Origin of the sequence: Streptomyces sp. NBC_01197, from assembly GCF_036010505.1 — a bacterium.
Taxonomy (GTDB): Bacteria; Actinomycetota; Actinomycetes; order Streptomycetales; family Streptomycetaceae; genus Streptomyces.
Genome location: NZ_CP108569.1, coordinates 2048112 through 2064265 on the forward strand (window position 1 = coordinate 2048112; position 16154 = coordinate 2064265).

The 16154-nt window shown below is 69.5% G+C and carries 16 protein-coding genes and 1 riboswitch; of the genes, 2 read left to right on the top strand and 14 right to left on the bottom strand.

Annotation, left to right across the window (positions count from 1 at the left end; all coding sequences use genetic code 11):
• Window positions 1-17: 17 nt before the first annotated feature.
• A complete protein-coding gene (locus OG452_RS09110) occupies window positions 18-722 on the top strand; it encodes an N-acetylmuramoyl-L-alanine amidase (RefSeq protein ID WP_327295105.1) in 705 nt (234 codons plus the stop codon).
• An 84-nt stretch (window positions 723-806) separates the two neighbouring features.
• On the opposite strand, the gene OG452_RS09115 is transcribed toward OG452_RS09110, so the two are convergent.
• The 3 genes from OG452_RS09115 to OG452_RS09125 all read right to left on the bottom strand — a co-directional run bounded on the left by OG452_RS09115 (window position 807) and on the right by OG452_RS09125 (window position 2543).
• Window positions 807-1970, bottom strand: coding sequence for a cysteine desulfurase family protein (locus OG452_RS09115; RefSeq protein WP_327295106.1), 1164 nt, complete (start codon window positions 1968-1970; stop codon window positions 807-809).
• A gap of 71 nt (window positions 1971-2041) precedes the next feature.
• Window positions 2042-2320, bottom strand: a complete 279-nt coding sequence (locus tag OG452_RS09120) for a DUF4190 domain-containing protein (protein WP_327295107.1) — start codon at window positions 2318-2320, stop codon at window positions 2042-2044.
• Window positions 2321-2369: 49 nt separating this feature from the next.
• A complete protein-coding gene (locus OG452_RS09125; RefSeq protein ID WP_327295108.1) occupies window positions 2370-2543 on the bottom strand; it encodes a hypothetical protein in 174 nt (57 codons plus the stop codon).
• 132 nt (window positions 2544-2675) lie between these two features.
• Between OG452_RS09125 and OG452_RS09130 the strand changes: the two genes are divergently transcribed.
• Window positions 2676-3302 (top strand): TetR family transcriptional regulator, encoded by a 627-nt coding sequence (locus OG452_RS09130; RefSeq protein WP_327295109.1) that lies wholly within the window; start codon window positions 2676-2678, stop codon window positions 3300-3302.
• Window positions 3303-3431: 129 nt separating this feature from the next.
• Here the strand turns inward: OG452_RS09130 and OG452_RS09135 are convergent, their stop codons facing one another.
• The 11 genes from OG452_RS09135 to OG452_RS09185 form a co-directional block, all read right to left on the bottom strand.
• On the bottom strand, window positions 3432-4268 hold the full coding sequence (locus OG452_RS09135; RefSeq protein ID WP_327295110.1) for a thioesterase family protein: 837 nt from the start codon (window positions 4266-4268) through the stop codon (window positions 3432-3434).
• Between the two features lie 23 nt (window positions 4269-4291).
• On the bottom strand, window positions 4292-4954 hold the full coding sequence (locus OG452_RS09140) for a trimeric intracellular cation channel family protein (protein ID WP_327295111.1): 663 nt from the start codon (window positions 4952-4954) through the stop codon (window positions 4292-4294).
• Window positions 4955-5010: 56 nt separating this feature from the next.
• Window positions 5011-6402 carry a M1 family metallopeptidase gene (locus OG452_RS09145; protein ID WP_327295112.1) on the bottom strand — a complete coding sequence of 464 codons (1392 nt, stop codon included), beginning with the start codon at window positions 6400-6402 and terminating at the stop codon, window positions 5011-5013.
• A 123-nt stretch (window positions 6403-6525) separates the two neighbouring features.
• Complete coding sequence (locus OG452_RS09150; protein WP_327299563.1) at window positions 6526-7815, bottom strand: ABC transporter ATP-binding protein; 1290 nt, start codon at window positions 7813-7815, stop codon at window positions 6526-6528.
• A 104-nt stretch (window positions 7816-7919) separates the two neighbouring features.
• The gene (locus tag OG452_RS09155) at window positions 7920-9014 is read right to left on the bottom strand and encodes an ABC transporter ATP-binding protein (protein ID WP_327295113.1); all 1095 of its coding nucleotides are present in this window, start codon (window positions 9012-9014) and stop codon (window positions 7920-7922) included.
• On the bottom strand, window positions 9011-10018 hold the full coding sequence (locus tag OG452_RS09160) for an ABC transporter permease (protein WP_327295114.1): 1008 nt from the start codon (window positions 10016-10018) through the stop codon (window positions 9011-9013). The genes OG452_RS09155 and OG452_RS09160 overlap by 4 nt, the downstream gene beginning before the upstream one ends.
• A 95-nt stretch (window positions 10019-10113) precedes the next feature.
• Complete coding sequence (locus OG452_RS09165) at window positions 10114-11859, bottom strand: ABC transporter substrate-binding protein (protein WP_327295115.1); 1746 nt, start codon at window positions 11857-11859, stop codon at window positions 10114-10116.
• 46 nt (window positions 11860-11905) lie between these two features.
• On the bottom strand, window positions 11906-12904 hold the full coding sequence (locus OG452_RS09170; protein ID WP_327295116.1) for an ABC transporter permease: 999 nt from the start codon (window positions 12902-12904) through the stop codon (window positions 11906-11908).
• Between the two features lie 337 nt (window positions 12905-13241).
• On the bottom strand, window positions 13242-14012 hold the full coding sequence (locus OG452_RS09175; protein WP_327295117.1) for an enhanced serine sensitivity protein SseB C-terminal domain-containing protein: 771 nt from the start codon (window positions 14010-14012) through the stop codon (window positions 13242-13244).
• A gap of 331 nt (window positions 14013-14343) precedes the next feature.
• A complete protein-coding gene (locus tag OG452_RS09180) occupies window positions 14344-15093 on the bottom strand; it encodes an enhanced serine sensitivity protein SseB (RefSeq protein ID WP_327295118.1) in 750 nt (249 codons plus the stop codon).
• Window positions 15094-15185: 92 nt separating this feature from the next.
• Window positions 15186-15887 (bottom strand): ABC transporter ATP-binding protein, encoded by a 702-nt coding sequence (locus OG452_RS09185; protein ID WP_327295119.1) that lies wholly within the window; start codon window positions 15885-15887, stop codon window positions 15186-15188.
• A 143-nt stretch (window positions 15888-16030) separates the two neighbouring features.
• Window positions 16031-16126: riboswitch (glycine riboswitch) on the top strand.
• Window positions 16127-16154: the final 28 nt, after the last annotated feature.

Here is a 16154-nt window from a genome sequence, read left to right on the forward strand (position 1 = left end):
GGATCGTTGAGCTGCACATGGAAGGTACGGGCAGCGACACGGACCGGCACGTGGGCCGGCGGGGCCTGCTGATCGGCGGGCTGAGCGCCGCGGCGGGCGCCGCCGCGCTGGGCAGGAGCGAGCTGGCGCACGTGTGGGACCGGCTGTCCGGTGGCGGGGCGTCGGGCGAGAAGGGCGCGGTGGATTTCGCGGGGGCCGAGTGGGCTGCGGCCTCCCCGGCCAACTACCGGCGGGCCGACCGGCCCCATGACTATGCGATCGACCGGGTCGTCATCCACACCGTCCAGGGCAGTTACGCGATGGCGCTCCGGGTCTTCGCTGATCCGGCCCACGCGGCCGCCGCGCACTATGTCCTGCGCAGGGACGGAAAGGTGGCGCAGACGGTCCGGGAGCCGGATGTGGCGTTCCACGCGGGCAACCGCTCCTACAACGAACGCAGCATCGGCATCGAGCACGAGGGGTTCGTGGAACGGGCCTCGTCGTACACGGACGCCATGTACCGGTCGTCCGCGCGGCTGACCGCGGACATCTGCGCGCGGTACGGGATACCCGTGGACCGGCAGCACATCATCGGGCATGTCGAGGTCCCGGGGGCCGACCACACGGACCCCGGGCCCTACTGGGACTGGGCCTGGTACGTACGACTGGTGCGAAAGGCGCGGGAGCTGTCCGGGCCGCAACGGGACCTGCCCGGAACGTCACGGGGCCGGTCCAGACCGTGAACACCCGGGCCCAGCGGTCTGTCCGTCTCAGCTCAGTCCGGCCGCCTCAGCTCAGTCCGGCCGCCTCAGCTCGCTCCGGCCGCCTCAGCTCAGTCCGGCCGACCGGGCCCGTTCCACCGCCGGGCCGATCGCCTCCGCCACCGCCGCCACATCCGCCTCGGTCGAGGTGTGTCCGAGGGAGAACCGCAGGGTGCCGCGGGCCAGATCGGGGTCCGTGCCCGTGGCCAGGAGTACATGGCTGGGCTGCGCCACACCCGCCGTGCACGCCGAGCCGGTTGAGCAGGCGATGCCCTGGGCGTCCAGGAGCAGCAGCAGGGAGTCACCCTCGCAGCCGGGGAAGGTGAAGTGGGCGTTGGCGGGGAGGCGGTCCCACGGGTCGCCGCCCAGGATGGCCGTGGGGACCGCGGAGCGTACCGCGGCGATCAGTCCGTCGCGCAGTGCGCCTACCTCCCGGGCGAAGACCTCGCGCCGTTCGGCGGCCAGCGTTCCCGCCACGGCGAAGGAGGCTATGGCCGGCGCGTCCAGCGTCCCGGAGCGTACGTGGCGTTCTTGGCCCCCGCCGTGCAGGACGGGGACCGGCGTGTACTCACGGCCGAGCAGCAGTGCGCCGACCCCGTACGGGCCGCCGATCTTGTGGCCCGACACCGTCATCGCGGCCAGGCCCGCCGCGGCGAAATCCAGCGGGAGCTGGCCGTACGCCTGCACCGCGTCGGCGTGCAGCGGAACACCGGACTCGGCTGCCACTTCGGCCAGTTCACGGACCGGCATGACCGTGCCGATCTCATTGTTGGCCCACATCACGGTGGCCAGCGCGACGTCGGACGGGTCCCGTTCGATCGCCTCGCGGAGGGATTCGGGGCGCACCCGGCCGTAGCCGTCGACCGGCAGGTACTCGACCGTCGCGCCCTCGTGCTCGCCCAGCCACTCGACGGCGTCCAGGACGGCGTGGTGTTCGACCGGGCTGACCAGTACCCGGTTCCTGCGCGGGTCGGCGTCGCGGCGGGCCCAGAAGAGGCCCTTGACCGCGAGGTTGTCGGCCTCGGTGCCGCCCGCGGTGAAGACCACCTCGCTGGGGCGAGCGCCGAGCGACTCCGCGAGAGCCTCCCGGGCTTCCTCGACGGTACGCCGGGCCCGTCGCCCGGCGGCATGCAGCGATGAGGCGTTGCCGGTGACGGCGAGCTGGGCGGTCATCGCCTCGACCGCCTCCGGAAGCATGGGAGTGGTCGCAGCGTGGTCGAGGTAAGCCATGGTGCCGACGATTCTACGAGTTCCGGGGTGGCCTCCCCGCCGCGCGTCCCCGGTTGGCGCCCGATGACCGGTCAGCCGCCGAAGTTCCAGATCACGGCGCCGCTCGAAGTGAAGACGGTGGCCAGGACCACCAGGTCGGCCACGCCGAGCGCGAGGCCGAGCAGGGCGCGGCCGCGGCGGGCCGTGCCGCGCCAGAGCGCGAGGCCGGCCAGCACGATGGCGATGGGGCCGAGGACGATGTTCAGCACCAGCAGGCCCAGCAGGCCCAGCACGAACGAGGCGACGGCCATGCCGTCGGCGTCCCGGGTGCCGGTCCGGGTGCGGGTGCGGGCGGATGCGGTGAGTTCCATGATGCAGCTCCCTTACGTGGTGAGTCGCTGGACGCGGTGAGGCGCTCGGCTACTTGTTGAGACGCTCGGTGAGGCGCCCACGGCCGTGGCGCTCGCGCACGGCGAACACGACGAGCCAGCCGCCGATGACGGCCGCGGCGATCAGGGACACGGAGAGCGGGAAGTGAGCCACGGCACCCAGCACGACTCCGAAGACGAGGAGAAGCGCGACGAGGGCAATCATCACTGTTCCTTTCGGGGCGCCCGGTTCGGCGCACACATACGGATCGGTTGAGTGAACAATTGTGAGTACGACTGTTCACTGACTCTGAGTCTACGCTTCCCTTCGACGGAGAACGGTTGTTTACTGAATGGCATGAGTCACACCGCGGGCATCCGTCAGGCCCAGAAGCAGAAGACCCGCCAGGCCCTCCTGGACGCGGCCCTCGGCCTGCTGGAGGAGCAGAGTCTGTCCAGCCTCGGTCTGCGCGAGGTGACCCGTGCCGTGGGCGTCGCGCCGACGGCCTTCTACCGGCACTTCCGGGACACCGCCGACCTCGGGGTCGCGCTCGTCGAGGAGACCCTGGGTTCGCTGCACGGGCTGATCGCCGCGACACTCGCGGACACCGGCGACAGCGAGATGCGGATCGGTACCACAGTGGACCTGATCGCCGAGCTGGTCCGCACCCATCCCGCCCATGTCCGGTTCATCGCCCGCGAACGGCACGGCGGCGTCCAGCCGGTGCGTGCGGCGATAGCGGCGCAACTGCGCCTGTTCACACAGGAGGTGGCCGCCGCGTTCACAGGCGAGCCGCGGTCCGAGGGGTGGAGCGAGGACGACCTGCTGATGCTGGCAGGCGTCTATGTGGATCACATGGTGATGACCGCCTCGGTCCTGCTGGAGGCGGCGGAGGACGGGCCGCAGGCCTCGGAGCGGGCGCGGGACATGGCCCGGCGCCAGATGCGGCTGGTCAGTCTGGGCCGGCTGCACTGGCTCGACTGAGGCTCGGCTGAGTCACGGCACCTCGCCCAGGTACGGAGCGGGGCCCAGCTCTCCCGCTTGCAGCCCGGCCGCCCCGAGCAGCCTCCCGGCCAGGACCGGGAGGTGCCCCCCAAGGGCTGGGGCCAACCCCTACCGCCGTGGCGCCAGCGCCAGTTGCCGGGACTGGGCCACCAGGCGGTCCGCGCTGTCCCAGACCTCCGCGTCCTCCTCCAGGAAACCGCCGGCAAGGTTGCGCGTGGTGATCGACACCCGCAGCGGACCCGGCGCCGGGCGGCAGCGGACGTGGGTGGTCAGTTCGACCGTGGGCACCCAGCCCTTGATGCCGAGCTCGAACGCGGTCGGCGGCAGCGCGTCCACCGTCAGCAGCAGCGAGAGCGGATCGGCGTCGCGGCCGTCGGAGAGTCCGAACCACGCCCGCATCTCGCCGTTGCCGGACGGCGCGCCCACCGCCCACCCGCAGGTCGCCGGGTCCAGCTTCAGCATCAGGCGGCCCGTGATCGCGGAGGAGCCGGGTATGGGCGCCGGTCCGTCGCCGGAGCCCAGGCAGTGCTCGATGGGCGGGATCGACGGCGGCTTCGCCGTGGTGCGCACGTCATCGGTGAGCGCGTCGAGGTCGCCGTACGAGGCGAGCACCCGTATCCGTTCGACCTCGGTGCCGTCCTCCTCGTACTGGAACAGCGACGCCTGGCCGGTGGAGAGCGTGCGGCCGCTGCGGACGGTCTGGGTACGGATCACCGCGGGGCCCGGCCGGGAGGCGCTCACATAGTGCGCGGAGACCGAGAACGGGTCGGGGTGCGGGAGCGCGTCGCCCAGAGCGCGGCCCATCAGGGCCAGCAGATAGCCGCCGTTGACCGCCTGGATGATGGTCCAGCCCGCGGAGAGCTCCGCGTCGTAGACGCCTTCTTCACGACGGGTGACTGCGGTGTCGCGGTCGAACTCGCTGTCCCCGATGGATGCCTGTGCCATGGACAGCACCGTACACCGCAAGGTTACTCGTCGGTAGAGACGGCCGCCGAACGCCGGTTCCAGGCCCGCGAGGCCCGCCAGTGGAAGCGCAGCGCGAGCAGCCGCAGCACGAAGCAGGTGAGCGCCGCGACGACGCCCGTGGTGGTGGTCAGCACGTCGAACCGGATAAAGAGGGCTACCATCGCGGCCCCCACCATCGCCGGCACGGCGTACAGGTCGCGGTCCCAGCGCACCAGCGACGGCGTCTCGTTGGCCAGTACGTCGCGCAGCACACCGCCGCCGACAGCGGTGGCGAGGCCCAGCACGGCGGAGGAGGTGAGGCCGAGCCCGTAGTCGTACGCCTTGGTGGTGCCCGTCACACAGAAGAGCCCGAGCCCCGCCGCGTCGAAGACGTTCACCCCGACCTGGATCCGTTCGACCTCTGGATGGAGGAAGAAGACCAGCGCCGCCGCGATCAGCGGTGTGATGAAGTACCCGAGGTCGGTGAAGGCGGCGGGCGGCACCGCGCCGATCACGATGTCGCGGAACAGCCCGCCGCCCGTCGCCGTGACCTCGGCGAACACCGCGATCCCGAAGACGTCGAAGTTCTTCCGGACGGCGAGCAGCGCGCCCGAGATCGCGAAGACGAAGATCCCGGCGAGGTCGAGCGCGTGCTGGACGGAGGTGTTGAACAGGTCATGGAGCACCCGACAGTTCTACCCCCCGTCGCCCGCCCCTGCCGCGCGCCCCCGCTCTCTCCCCGTTACAGCTCCGGTTTGGCCGAGGTGCGCAGCCACGCGTCGAAGAAACCGTCGAGCCGCTGCCCGGAGATCTTCTCGGCGAGGGCGGTGAACTGCCCGGTGTCGGCGTTCCCGTAGCGGTGCGCCTTCGTCCAGGCGGGCAGCAGCCGGAAGAACGCCTTGTCCCCGATCCGTTCGCGCAACGCCTGGAGCGTCATCGCGCCCCGGTCGTAGACGGCCGACGCGAACATCGTGTCGCGCTGCGGGTCAGCGACCTTCGTGCGCCAGAAACCGGAGCTCGCGGGGGTCGCGTTGTACTCGTTGAGGAAGGCGTCGTGGGCCGAGCGCTTGCCCTGGTGCTCGTCCCAGAGCCACTGGGCGTACGTGGCGAAGCCCTCGTTCAGCCAGATGTCCTTCCACTGCTTCACCGAGACGGAGTCGCCGAACCACTGATGGGCCAGCTCGTGCACGATCGTCGACGCGCTGCGTACGGCGGAGTAGCTCGGCTTGGACTGGGTCTCCAGCGAGAAACCCGCCTGCGGCATGTCGTCGACCACCGCGCCGGTCTCCTCGAACGGATAGGGCCCGAAGAGCTTCGACCAGTAGTCGGTGGCCTCGGCCGTTACGGCGTACACGTCAACGGCGTTGCTGTTGGCGAGCACTGGGTCGATGGCCACGTAGATCGGCGTACCGGCGGGCGTCCGGCCGGTCTTGACGTCGAACTTGCCGATCGAGGCGGTGGCGAGGTAGGTGGCCATCTGCCGGGACTCGCGCCAGTGCGAGACGGTCGACGCGCCCTGCGTACGGGTGGAGAGCAGCCGCCCGTTGGAGACACCGGTCAGCCCCTTGGGCGCCTTGATGGTGATGTCGAAGGCGGCCTTGTCGGAGGGGTGGTCGCTCGAAGGGAACCAGGTGGAGGCGGCGTTGGGCTCGCAGGCGACGAAGACACCGTCCTTGGTCTTCATCCAGCCGTAGTCGGACCCGAAGACGATCGGGCCGCTGAGCGCCTGCGGCACACCGCCGTAGACCACCCGCACGGTGAAGGTGCGGCCCTTGTGCAGCGGGCCGGCCGGGGTGATGCGTATCTCGTCGCCGGAGCGGGTGAAGCCGGCTCGCGCGCCGTTCACCTCGACCGATGCGACCGTCAGCTTCTGGAGGTCCAGGTCGAAGGAGGAGAGGTTCTGGGTGGCTCGCGCCGTGACCGTCGTACGGCCGTCGAGCCGGCCGGTGTCCGGGTTGTACGCGACATCGAGGCCGTAGTGCAGGGCGTCGAAGCCGCCGTTGCCCAGCTGTGGGAAGTAGGGGTCGCCGATTCCGGCCGAACCGGGTGAGGGTGCGGGAGCGGCCGCGATGACACAGAGGGCTGCCGTCGCGGTGGCGAGGGCGGCCAGACGTGCCGAACGGGAGAGCGCCAAGAGTCTGCCCTTCGTGCGTGCGCCGTTGTTACGGACACGCTGACTCTGCACTCTCCCGTTGCGGCATGTACATGACTTTGCCAACTTGTCATGGGCAAGCCTGCCGCCGCATCTCGTGGCGGACTACTTCTCGTCCGACTCCACAGCGGCGTCGGACTCGGCAGTGGTACCGGGCGCCGCAGTGGCATCGGGCTCCGCAGCGTCCTCGGCCGCCTTCTCCGCGCCCTGTGCAGGCTTCGCCTTGCCCTCCGACGCCTTCTCCGCGCCACGTGCAGGCTTCTCCGCGCCCTTCGGCGGCTTCTCCGCGTCCTCCGCAGGCTTCTCCGCCGGCTCGGGCTTCGCGACCGACACCAGCTCGGCCGCCTCCCGTGCCTGCGGCAGCCGTTCCTCGCCCGGCGCTTGGTCGGGTGCGTTCTCCGGGTGGTGACAGGCCACCTGGTGTCCGGTCCGCAGCGTCAGCAGCGGCGGCTCCTGCACCCCGCAGATCTCCGTCGCCTTCCAGCACCGGGTGTGGAACCGGCAGCCGGCCGGCGGCGAGATCGGCGAAGGGACATCGCCCTCCAGCCGGATCCGGTCGCTCCTGACCCCCTTGCGCCGCGGGTCGGGCACCGGCACCGCCGAGAGCAGCGCCTTGGTGTACGGATGCATCGGCGACTCGTACAGCGACTTGCGGTCCGCAAGCTCGACGATCTTCCCGAGGTACATCACCGCGATCCGGTCCGAGACATGGCGGATGACCGAGAGGTCGTGCGCGATGATCACGTAGGTCAGACCGAGCTCGCTCTGGAGGTCGTCCAGCAGGTTCACGACCTGTGCCTGGATCGACACGTCCAGCGCCGAGACCGGCTCGTCCGCGACGACGAGCTTGGGCCGCAGCGCGAGTGCGCGGGCGATACCGATGCGCTGGCGCTGGCCCCCGGAGAACTCGTGCGGGTACCGGTTGTAGTGCTCGGGGCTGAGACCCACCAGCTCCAGCAGGCCCTGGACCTCCTTCTTCACGCCTCCCTCGGGCTCGACGCCCTGAAGCCGGAAGGGAGTGCCGACGATCCCGCCGATGGTGTGCCGGGGGTTCAGTGAGCCGTAGGGGTCCTGGAAGATCATCTGGACGTCGCGACGCATCGGCCGCATCTGCCCGGTGGACAGATGCGTGATGTCCCTGCCCTCGAACTCGACCTTGCCTCCGGTCGGTTCGAGCAGCCGCGTGATCAGCCGGCCCATGGTCGACTTGCCGCAGCCCGACTCGCCGACGACGCCCAGGGTCTCGCCCGGGTACACGTCGAACGACAGCCCGTCCACGGCCTGGACCGCGCCCACCTTGCGCTTGAGCACGCCCTTGGTGATCGGGAAGTGCTTGACCAGGTCGGTGACCTTCAGCAGCGGCTCCGCCCCGGTGTCCTTGGCGGAAGCCGCCACCGCGGCGTCCGTGGACTTGGACGTCTGCTGCGGGACCTTCGGCGTCTCGGGAGCCTCGGCAGCCTGCGGAGCCTTCTTCTCCTCCGCCTTCTTCTTCTGATCAGTCACAGCTTCGGCGCAATCTCTTCGGTCCAGATCTTTTCCCGCTGGGCCTTCGTCATGTGGCAGGCGGAGAAGTGCCCCTCCGTGCCCTCCCGCAGTTCCGGACGCTCGGTGCGGGTGATGTTGTCCTTGGGCACGTCGGCGTACGGGCAGCGCGGGTGGAAGGCGCAGCCGGACGGCACGTTGATCAGACTGGGCGGGGAACCCTTGACGGGCACGAGACGCTCGGTCTGCTCACGGTCGATGCGCGGCATGGAGCCCAGCAGCCCCCAGGTGTAGGGGTGCTGGGGCTCGTAGAAGACCTTCTCGGCCGAGCCGCGCTCGATGCAGCGGCCCGCGTACATCACCAGGAGCTCATCCGCGATCTCGGCGACGACGCCGAGGTCGTGGGTGATGATGACGACCGCCGAGCCGAACTCCTTCTGCAGGTCGCGGATGAGGTCGAGGATCTGCGCCTGGACGGTCACGTCCAGGGCGGTCGTCGGCTCGTCGGCGATGAGCAGTTCGGGGTTGTTGACCAGGGACATCGCGATCATCGCGCGCTGGCGCATACCGCCGGAGAACTGGTGCGGGTAGTCCTCGAAGCGGCGGTGCGGCTCGGGGATGCCGACCCGGTCGAGCATCTCGACCGCACGTGTGCGCGCGGTCTTCTTGTCGACCTTGTTGTGGACGCGGTACGCCTCCACGATCTGCGCGCCGATGCTGTAGTACGGGTGCAGCGCCGACAGCGGGTCCTGGAAGATCATGGCCATCTTCTGGCCGCGGAGGTTGCGGACCCGCTCGGGCCCCGCTCCGATCAGCTCCTCGCCGTCGAGCCAGATCTCACCGGAGATCCGCGCCCGGTCCGAGTTGTGCAGACCCATGATCCCCAGCGAGGTCACGGACTTGCCCGATCCTGACTCGCCGACGATGCCGAGCGTCTGACCGGCCTTCAGGTCGAAGCTGACGCCGTCAACCGACTTGACCAGGCCGTCGTCGGTGTCGAAGTGGATCCGCAGGTCCCGCACCGAGAGGAAGCTCTTGCCGGCCGCGGACGGCGCACCGGCCTGGCCGCTCTTGGGGGGCTCGCCGGAACCCTTCTTGCGCACGTCGCTCATGAGAGCCTCACCCGGGGGTCGATCGCGGCGTACACAAGGTCCACCAGCAGGTTGCAGACAACGATGAAGAAGGCGGCCACCAGCGTCACACCCATGACGATCGGGAGGTCGCTGCGGGTCACGCCCTGGATGGCGTAGGCCCCCATCCCCTGGAAGTCGAAGACGGTCTCGGTGATGACCGCGCCGCCGATGAGCAGCGCGAAGTCCATCCCGAAGATGGTGACGAGCGGGGTCAGCGCGGCGCGCAGACCGTGCTTGACGACCACGTTCCGCTCCCGCAGGCCCTTGGCCCGCGCGGTTCTGATGTAGTCCTCGCCCATGGTCTCCAGCATCCCGGCCCGGGTGAGCCGGGCGTAGAGCGCCGAGTACAGGAAGGCGAGGGTGCACCAGGGGAGGACCAGGTTCCAGGCCCACTCCGCCGGATTGTCCGTGAAGGGCACGAAGTGCACGTCCCAGATCGTCCAGTGGAAGCTGAACAGGGCGAGCGAGACGAGTCCGGTGAAGAACATCGGCAGTGAGACGCCGGCCAGGGCCACGCCCATCGCCAGCCGGTCGATGAGGGTGCCCCGCTTGAGCGCGGAGAGCACGCCGGTCGCGACACCGCTGACCACCCAGATGACCGCCGCACCGATCGCGAGCGACAGGGTCACCGGGATGCGCTGCTGGATCTCGGGCCAGACCGCCGAGTGGGTCTTGAAGGAGTAACCGAAGCACGGCGCGTGACACACGGCGGGGTCGGGCCCGAAGTGGTAGTTCGCGCCGACAACGATGCCCTTGATGAAGTGCCAGTACTGCTCGTAGAGGGGCTGGTCGAGCCCCAGGTTCTTCTTGACCGCGGCGAGCGTCGCGGGGTCGGGGCTCTTGCCCACGAACTGGGCGGCCATGGAGTCGGTCGTCTGCCCGCCGAGGCGGGGGACGAGGAAGAAGATCGCGAAGGTGACTGCGCTGACCACCAGCAGCAGCAACACCGCGGCGAATACGCGTCGGATGATGTACGCAGCCACAGCCGTGCGGCGCCGGGTCGGACGGACGGGGTAGGCCCGTCCGTCCCGGCGCCTTCACCTGCCTTTCAGGGGGGTGCTGTCGATGAACAGGTGTGTTACTTGGTCGAGGTCATCAGCACGTAGTCGTACATGCCCAGGTACGCCTGACTGACCGTTACGTTCGCCGCCGAGTCCGGGCGGTAGAGCAGGTTCTTGCGGTAGAAGAGCGGGACGAGCGACGCGTTCTCCATCACCATCTGGTCGACCTTGCCCCAGGTGGCGTTGCGCTTCGCGTTGTCCAGCGTCCCGATGCCCTTGACGATCTCCGCGTTGATCTTCGGGTCGTCGAGCTCCATCAGGTTGGTGCCACCGGACGGCTTGATGGCCTTTCCGTCGACGATCTGGTCGATGTAGCCGAAGCCGGCCGGCCAGTCGGCGCCCCACGCCATCATCATCATTCCGGCGTTGTTCTTGTGGACCCAGTCCGGGACACCCGCGAAGTCGGTGAAGTACTTGTCCGACGGGAACGTCTTGATGTCGGCGGTGATGCCGATCTTCTTCAGGCTCTGCTGGAGCTGGGTGGCGCTGGTGACCTCGTCGGGACGGTCGGTGCGGGCGGTCAGCGTCGTCTTGAAGCCGTTCGGCTTACCGCACTTGGCCAGGTGCTGCTTGGCCTTGGCGATGTCGCCCTTGTTGCCCGGGGTCGGGTACAGGTCGAACTTCTTGTAGCCCGAGACGCCCGGCGGGATGACGGTCGTCGCCGGGTCGCCCCGGACCTCGCCGCCGATCGCGTCGACCATGTCGGCCTTGTCCGCGACGTACTGCACGGCCTTGCGGCACTCGACGTTGTCGAACGGCTTCACGTGCACGTTCAGCGCGAGGTACTGCAGCGCGCCGGCGTACGGGTCGTCCGTCTTCGCCTTCTCGGTGGCCTTGGTGATGACCTTCGGCTGGGTCTTGGACTGCAGACCAGTACCGGCGATGTCCGCGGTGCTGGTGTCGTTGAGCAGGTGCTCGTCGACGGTCGTCGGCGTGACGTTGAAGTTCAGGTTGATCTTGTTCGGCAGCGCCTTGCGGATCGGGTCCGTCTTCGGGTCCCACTGCGGGTTGCGGACCAGCGTCGCGCCCCGGCTCTCGCTGTACGAAGCGAACTTGTACGGGCCCGAGGACACGATGTGCTGGACGTACGCAGCGCCCTTGTCCGCCTTCTGCGGCACCGGAGCCGTCTGCGAGAACGTGGCCAGATAGTCCATGTCCGCGAACGGCTTGCTCAGGTGGAAGACGATCGTGGAGTCGTCCGGCGTCTCGATGGACTTGAGACCGCCGGGCGACTTGTCCTTGTAGGGGCCCTTGTACTTGTCGCCGTCCTTGAGGTACGTGCTGAAGTACGTGGGCCCGTTGGAGAGTGCCTCACGGGCGAAGCTCCGCTCGATGGCGTACTTGACGTCCTTCGAGGTGATGACCGAACCGTCCTGGAACTTCACGCCCTTGCGGATGTGGTACGTCCAGGTCTTGGCATCCGGGCTGGCCTTGCCGAGGCTCGTCGCCAGGTCGGGCACGATCTTGAGCCCGTCCTTGCCCGGAGCCGGGTTGAAGGTCACCAGCGCACGCGCGTAGAGCCGGGAGAAGTTCTGCACCCAGCCGTAGTACGTGTTGCCGGGGTCCAGGGAGTCCGCGCCACTGGCGTGCTCGTAGGTGACCGTCCCCCCCTTCTTGTCGGTCTTGTTGACGATGCTCGTCAGACCCGCGTCGACCTTGCCGTGGCTGCCCCCGCCGCCACTGGCGCTGCTCCCGCAAGCGGTGGCAGCGAGCCCCAGCGCTACCGTCGCGGCTATCGCCGCTGCCGTCTTCCTGCTCTTCATGCTGAGGAAAGCCCCCTCGGTTGTCCGGTGTGCGGCATGGCCGCGATTACTTGCCACGGGGGTCGAGTGCGTCGCGCAGCCCGTCCCCCAGCAGATTGAAGGCCAGCACGGTGATGAAGATCGCCAGGCCGGGAATGACCATGAACATCGGGTCGACCTGGTAGAGGTCGACCGCGCTGGACAACATGCCGCCCCACGAGGCCTGCGGCGGCTGGATACCCACGCCGAGGAAGCTCAGGGACGCCTCGAAGAGGATGTTGGTGGGGATCAGCAGCGTCGCGTACACGAGGATCGGCGCGATCAGGTTCGGGAGCAACTCGCGGAAGAGGATGAAAGGCCCGCGGGCACCCAGGGAGCGGGCGGCCTCGACGAACTCCCGTTCACGCAGACTGAGCGTCTGCGCACGGACGATACGGCCCATGTAGGGCCAGTTGAAGAAGCCGATCACGAAGATCAGCACGCAGATACGGAGCGTCAGACCGCTCATGCCGAAGGCGTTGCCCTGCAGTGCGGCGGAAATGGAGATCGCGAAGAGCAGCAGCGGGAACGCCAGGAAGGTGTCCATCAGGCGGCTGATGCCGCTGTCCACCCAGCCGCCGTAGAAGCCCGCCACCACGCCCATCACGACGCCGATGACGACCGAGAGCAGTGTCGACCCGGCGGCGACCACCAGCGAGACCCAGGAGCCCTCGACGACGCGTGCCAGGATGTCCCGGCCGGTCTGCGGCTCCACACCCAGCGGGTGGCTCCAACTCATGCCGCCGAAGCTGCCCTTGGGCGCCAGCAGAGCGGGATCGACCAGGTTCTGGTGGAAGGCGTTGGGGTCGAGCCCGAACATCGCCTGGATCGGCTTGGACAGGACGGCGACCAGCACCAGCAGGATCACGACGACCCCGCCCGCCACGGCGACCTTGTCCCGCTTGAAACGCGTCCAGGCGATCCGGCCGAGTGAACGGCCCTCGATCTGGCTCTGCGTGGCCCCCGTGAGTACTGCCTCCGGCTGCGCTTCGGCAGTCGATCCGGTGGTCTCGATCGGTGCGGTCACAGTGCCTTTGACCCCTCCCGGCCGGCGGTGGCCGGCCCGTACCTGCCGCGGTGGCGGCTGCTGTGCATCAAGCGCATCGGGTGATGCCACTGTGCTGAAGTGACGGAATGTGTTCATGACTCGCCGCACAAGGGCACGACGATGCTCAATGCAGGGAGTCTTCATTGCGGTTGCGATCACCCGCCAGACCTGAAGGTGAAAGTATGCGCAACCGTGATGCGGCTAATGAACTTCCGTTATCCGGACGCCGGGACCGGCTGAGCGGAAATCTTCCTCACCAAAGCGCCAGTTCGGACATCACGCCCAACGGCCGCCATTGACGGCCTAATTGGTGCACTCAGCCTACCGGCGGGTAGCCGTATCCTGCCGCGGGAGAGGGCGCCGCGTGGGCCTCGCGGTCGTAAAAGGGGCGGGAGTTGGCCCGCAGCCACATCCCGACCGGGTCGTACGGGTCGGACAGCGCCACCGTCGAGACGGGCAGCCCCTCGGGCACAGCGGCGATCGACTGCTGCATCATCGCCCGCACCGAATCCACGGACTGCTGGCTCGTGTCGTACAGATCGAGCCCGATGGCCAGATACGGGGTGCCGAGCGCGGGCTGCACCCAGACCCGGCTCAACGCGCGGATCGCCGGGGTGTGATGGGCGCTCTGGGTGAGCAGCGCGTAGAACTGCGGGATCTCGATGGCCGGCTCGGACAGCCGCAGCGGCCCGGCCGGCATCCGGTCCAGCCCGGTGGCGATCCGCCGCAGATCGGTCCAGGGGATGCCGACGCCGCCGCCGGGGGCATGTGGATTGAGCCAGATTCCCCAGTGGTCGGGGTAGAGGGAGCGGGCGACGTCACGTCCTGTGACCACCTCGTGCGAACGGTTCCAGCCGGAGACCGCCAGCTCCTGCGCCGAGGTCACACACGGGGCGTAACCGAGACCTTCGATCTCCATGTTCCCGTACTGGGCGTCCGGCGACCCGGCCTGGCCGTGCCAGAGCAGCATCCAGACCTGGCTGTCGGCGAGCGCCTGCAGCAGTGCCTCATAGGCGTCGTACCGCCCGGGGGTCACCTGGAGCAGCATCTGCTCGACCTGCCCGGCCGCCGTGCCCGACGCACTCACTCTGGGTCCCGCCCCTCTTTGATCCACCCGTTGTTGACCCACGCGCTTCTGATCCACGCGCTTCTGATCGCCCGTCGCCGTTCCACGCGCCGGGACGCAGCTCACACGACCCCGCCCGCACGATCCGTTCCGTACGATCAGTTCGATCCGGTTCGGTGCGCCTCGGTTCCGTGTGATTCCGGTTCCATGCGATTCCGGCCAACTCGCGCGCCGGCCCTCCCACACATCCCGCACATCAGACCAGCTTAGGCCGCGGCGGGTTTCCGGTGCCTGCGCGGCACCGGCCGCCTCGGTCCCGGCGCCGCAGGTCCCGGCCCTGCGGCACCGGCCCCTACAGCACCGGCCCGATGGCGTCGGCCCTGACGTAGAACGGCCTGACCTTGTCCAGCATCCAGTCGGCGACCGGGTCCTGCGCCACGTCCAGCAGGACGAGATTGACCGGCCAGGGCACCTCGACCCGGTGCAGTGCCCGGCCGAGCGCGTCCATCGGGGCGTTGCGTCCCGCGCCGTCCCACGTCGCGAACTCGACCCCGACGAAGAGGACCGGGTCGCCGCCCTCGATGGAGGCGAGGGCCCGTCGCGCCGAAAGGACCACGCCCGACTCCTCGAACTCACCGGCGGCGGCGGAGAGGAAATCGACCGGCTCCTCCTGCCAGTCCGGCTCGAAGAGCCGCACCCGGCCGCCGGTCGCGGGCCCGTCGAGGGAGGTACGGCCGGTGCGGCACAGTTCGGCCACGGCGGGCGGCGGCAGCGGCATACCGATCGCACCGCCCGGGTTCACCGCGACGCCCAGCTGCGGCGGCAGCCCGCGGGCGAACTCGACCGCCGGCGCCACCGCGAAGGAGTAGTGCGAGCCGACGCACTGGAGGAACTGAGCCTCGGAGCTGAAGACGGGGACATAGGCCCCGCCCTCGATGTCCACGGTGGGCAGGTCGAGCGAACTGCTGTCCTGTCCACCGCCGTTGGGCAGCGGTACCCAGAGGTTGCTGCGCCCCAGCACCTCGATCAGCCGGCCGCCCGCGGCGGGGTTCCCGACCGATGTGGTCAGGACCTCTTCGAGCTCGTTTCCCGGCCATGCCATGTCCACCGAGGTATCCCCTTCTCACCTGTTCACCTGCCGACCGGCCTTGGAGCCGCTCGTTCGGTCTCCCCCAACCATAAGGAGCGGGACCGTCACACCGCTGCCCCGAACCCGATCCGGCGCAGTACGGCCGCCGCTTCCCGGTCGAGCAGCACGACCGAACCGCACCCCGCGGGCAGCCGCGCCCGCTCGGCGTTGCGGATCAGCCCGGCGACCGCCCTGCGGTGCCGGGCGAAGGCGTACACGGAGACCTTCCGGCCGCGCTCCGCCTGACCGGCCAGCGCCGCCCCGGGTGCCACGTCGAGCAGCAGCAGATGCAGGGCGCTCCGGCGCCGCCGCGCCGCCCGGGCCAGCAGAGCGCGCACCCAGGAGTGCGTGCCGCAGTCGTGCACGACGACACCGGCGCCCGAGCGCAGGGCGCGCCACAGCCTGCCGTAGTGGGCGGCCCGCACCAGCGGCCGGTAGCTCCAGTACGGAAGACAGCCGGGCATCCGGCGCTCCCAGCGGTCCCGGGCGTCCTGCGAGTCGATCCCGCGCGCCCCCGCGGCCCTTCGTAAGAGCGTGGACTTCCCGCTGCCCGGCAGACCGGACAGGACCACCACGTCCCCGGCGGCGAACACCAGACGGTGCGGGCTGCGGCCGGCCCGCCGACGCAGGTCCCTCACCGCGGGCGGCTCGCCGCCGGCCGCCTCCCGTCCGGGCCGAACCGCCCGCCCGGACTGCGCCGGCACCGCCCCCGGCCCCCGGGATGTCTCAGTCGGCGCCACATCCGTGCGCCACCCCTGCCCCACCATGGCCACTCCCCCCTGCGCCCGTATGCCTGCGTATCCCCTGCATACCCCCGCTGACGGAGTGTAAAGAAAGAGTAATGCGACACAGGTGAGGCGCCGCCCGCGCGGCATGCGATGATGTGCGCGCCAACTCCATACAGGCCGTTCGAATCCGCGCGGGAGAGTTCCCGGCCACCGGCCGGGGCGCCGAAGGAGCAAGTCCCTCCCTTGTAATCTCTCAGGCCCCGTACCGCGCGGACGAGGCAGATCTGAAAAGCGGGCCGCCCTGCG

Coding starts and splice junctions, on each gene's coding strand:
- OG452_RS09165 (WP_327295115.1), bottom strand. CDS start 11,859: ATGAAGAGCAGGAAGACGGCAGCGGCGATAGCCGCGACGGTAGCGCTG.
- OG452_RS09185 (WP_327295119.1), bottom strand. CDS start 15,887: ATGGTGGGGCAGGGGTGGCGCACGGATGTGGCGCCGACTGAGACATCC.
- OG452_RS09125 (WP_327295108.1), bottom strand. CDS start 2,543: ATGATTGCCCTCGTCGCGCTTCTCCTCGTCTTCGGAGTCGTGCTGGGT.
- OG452_RS09110 (WP_327295105.1), top strand. CDS start 18: ATGGAAGGTACGGGCAGCGACACGGACCGGCACGTGGGCCGGCGGGGC.
- OG452_RS09180 (WP_327295118.1), bottom strand. CDS start 15,093: ATGGCATGGCCGGGAAACGAGCTCGAAGAGGTCCTGACCACATCGGTC.
- OG452_RS09130 (WP_327295109.1), top strand. CDS start 2,676: ATGAGTCACACCGCGGGCATCCGTCAGGCCCAGAAGCAGAAGACCCGC.
- OG452_RS09155 (WP_327295113.1), bottom strand. CDS start 9,014: ATGAGCGACGTGCGCAAGAAGGGTTCCGGCGAGCCCCCCAAGAGCGGC.
- OG452_RS09135 (WP_327295110.1), bottom strand. CDS start 4,268: ATGGCACAGGCATCCATCGGGGACAGCGAGTTCGACCGCGACACCGCA.
- OG452_RS09115 (WP_327295106.1), bottom strand. CDS start 1,970: ATGGCTTACCTCGACCACGCTGCGACCACTCCCATGCTTCCGGAGGCG.
- OG452_RS09120 (WP_327295107.1), bottom strand. CDS start 2,320: ATGGAACTCACCGCATCCGCCCGCACCCGCACCCGGACCGGCACCCGG.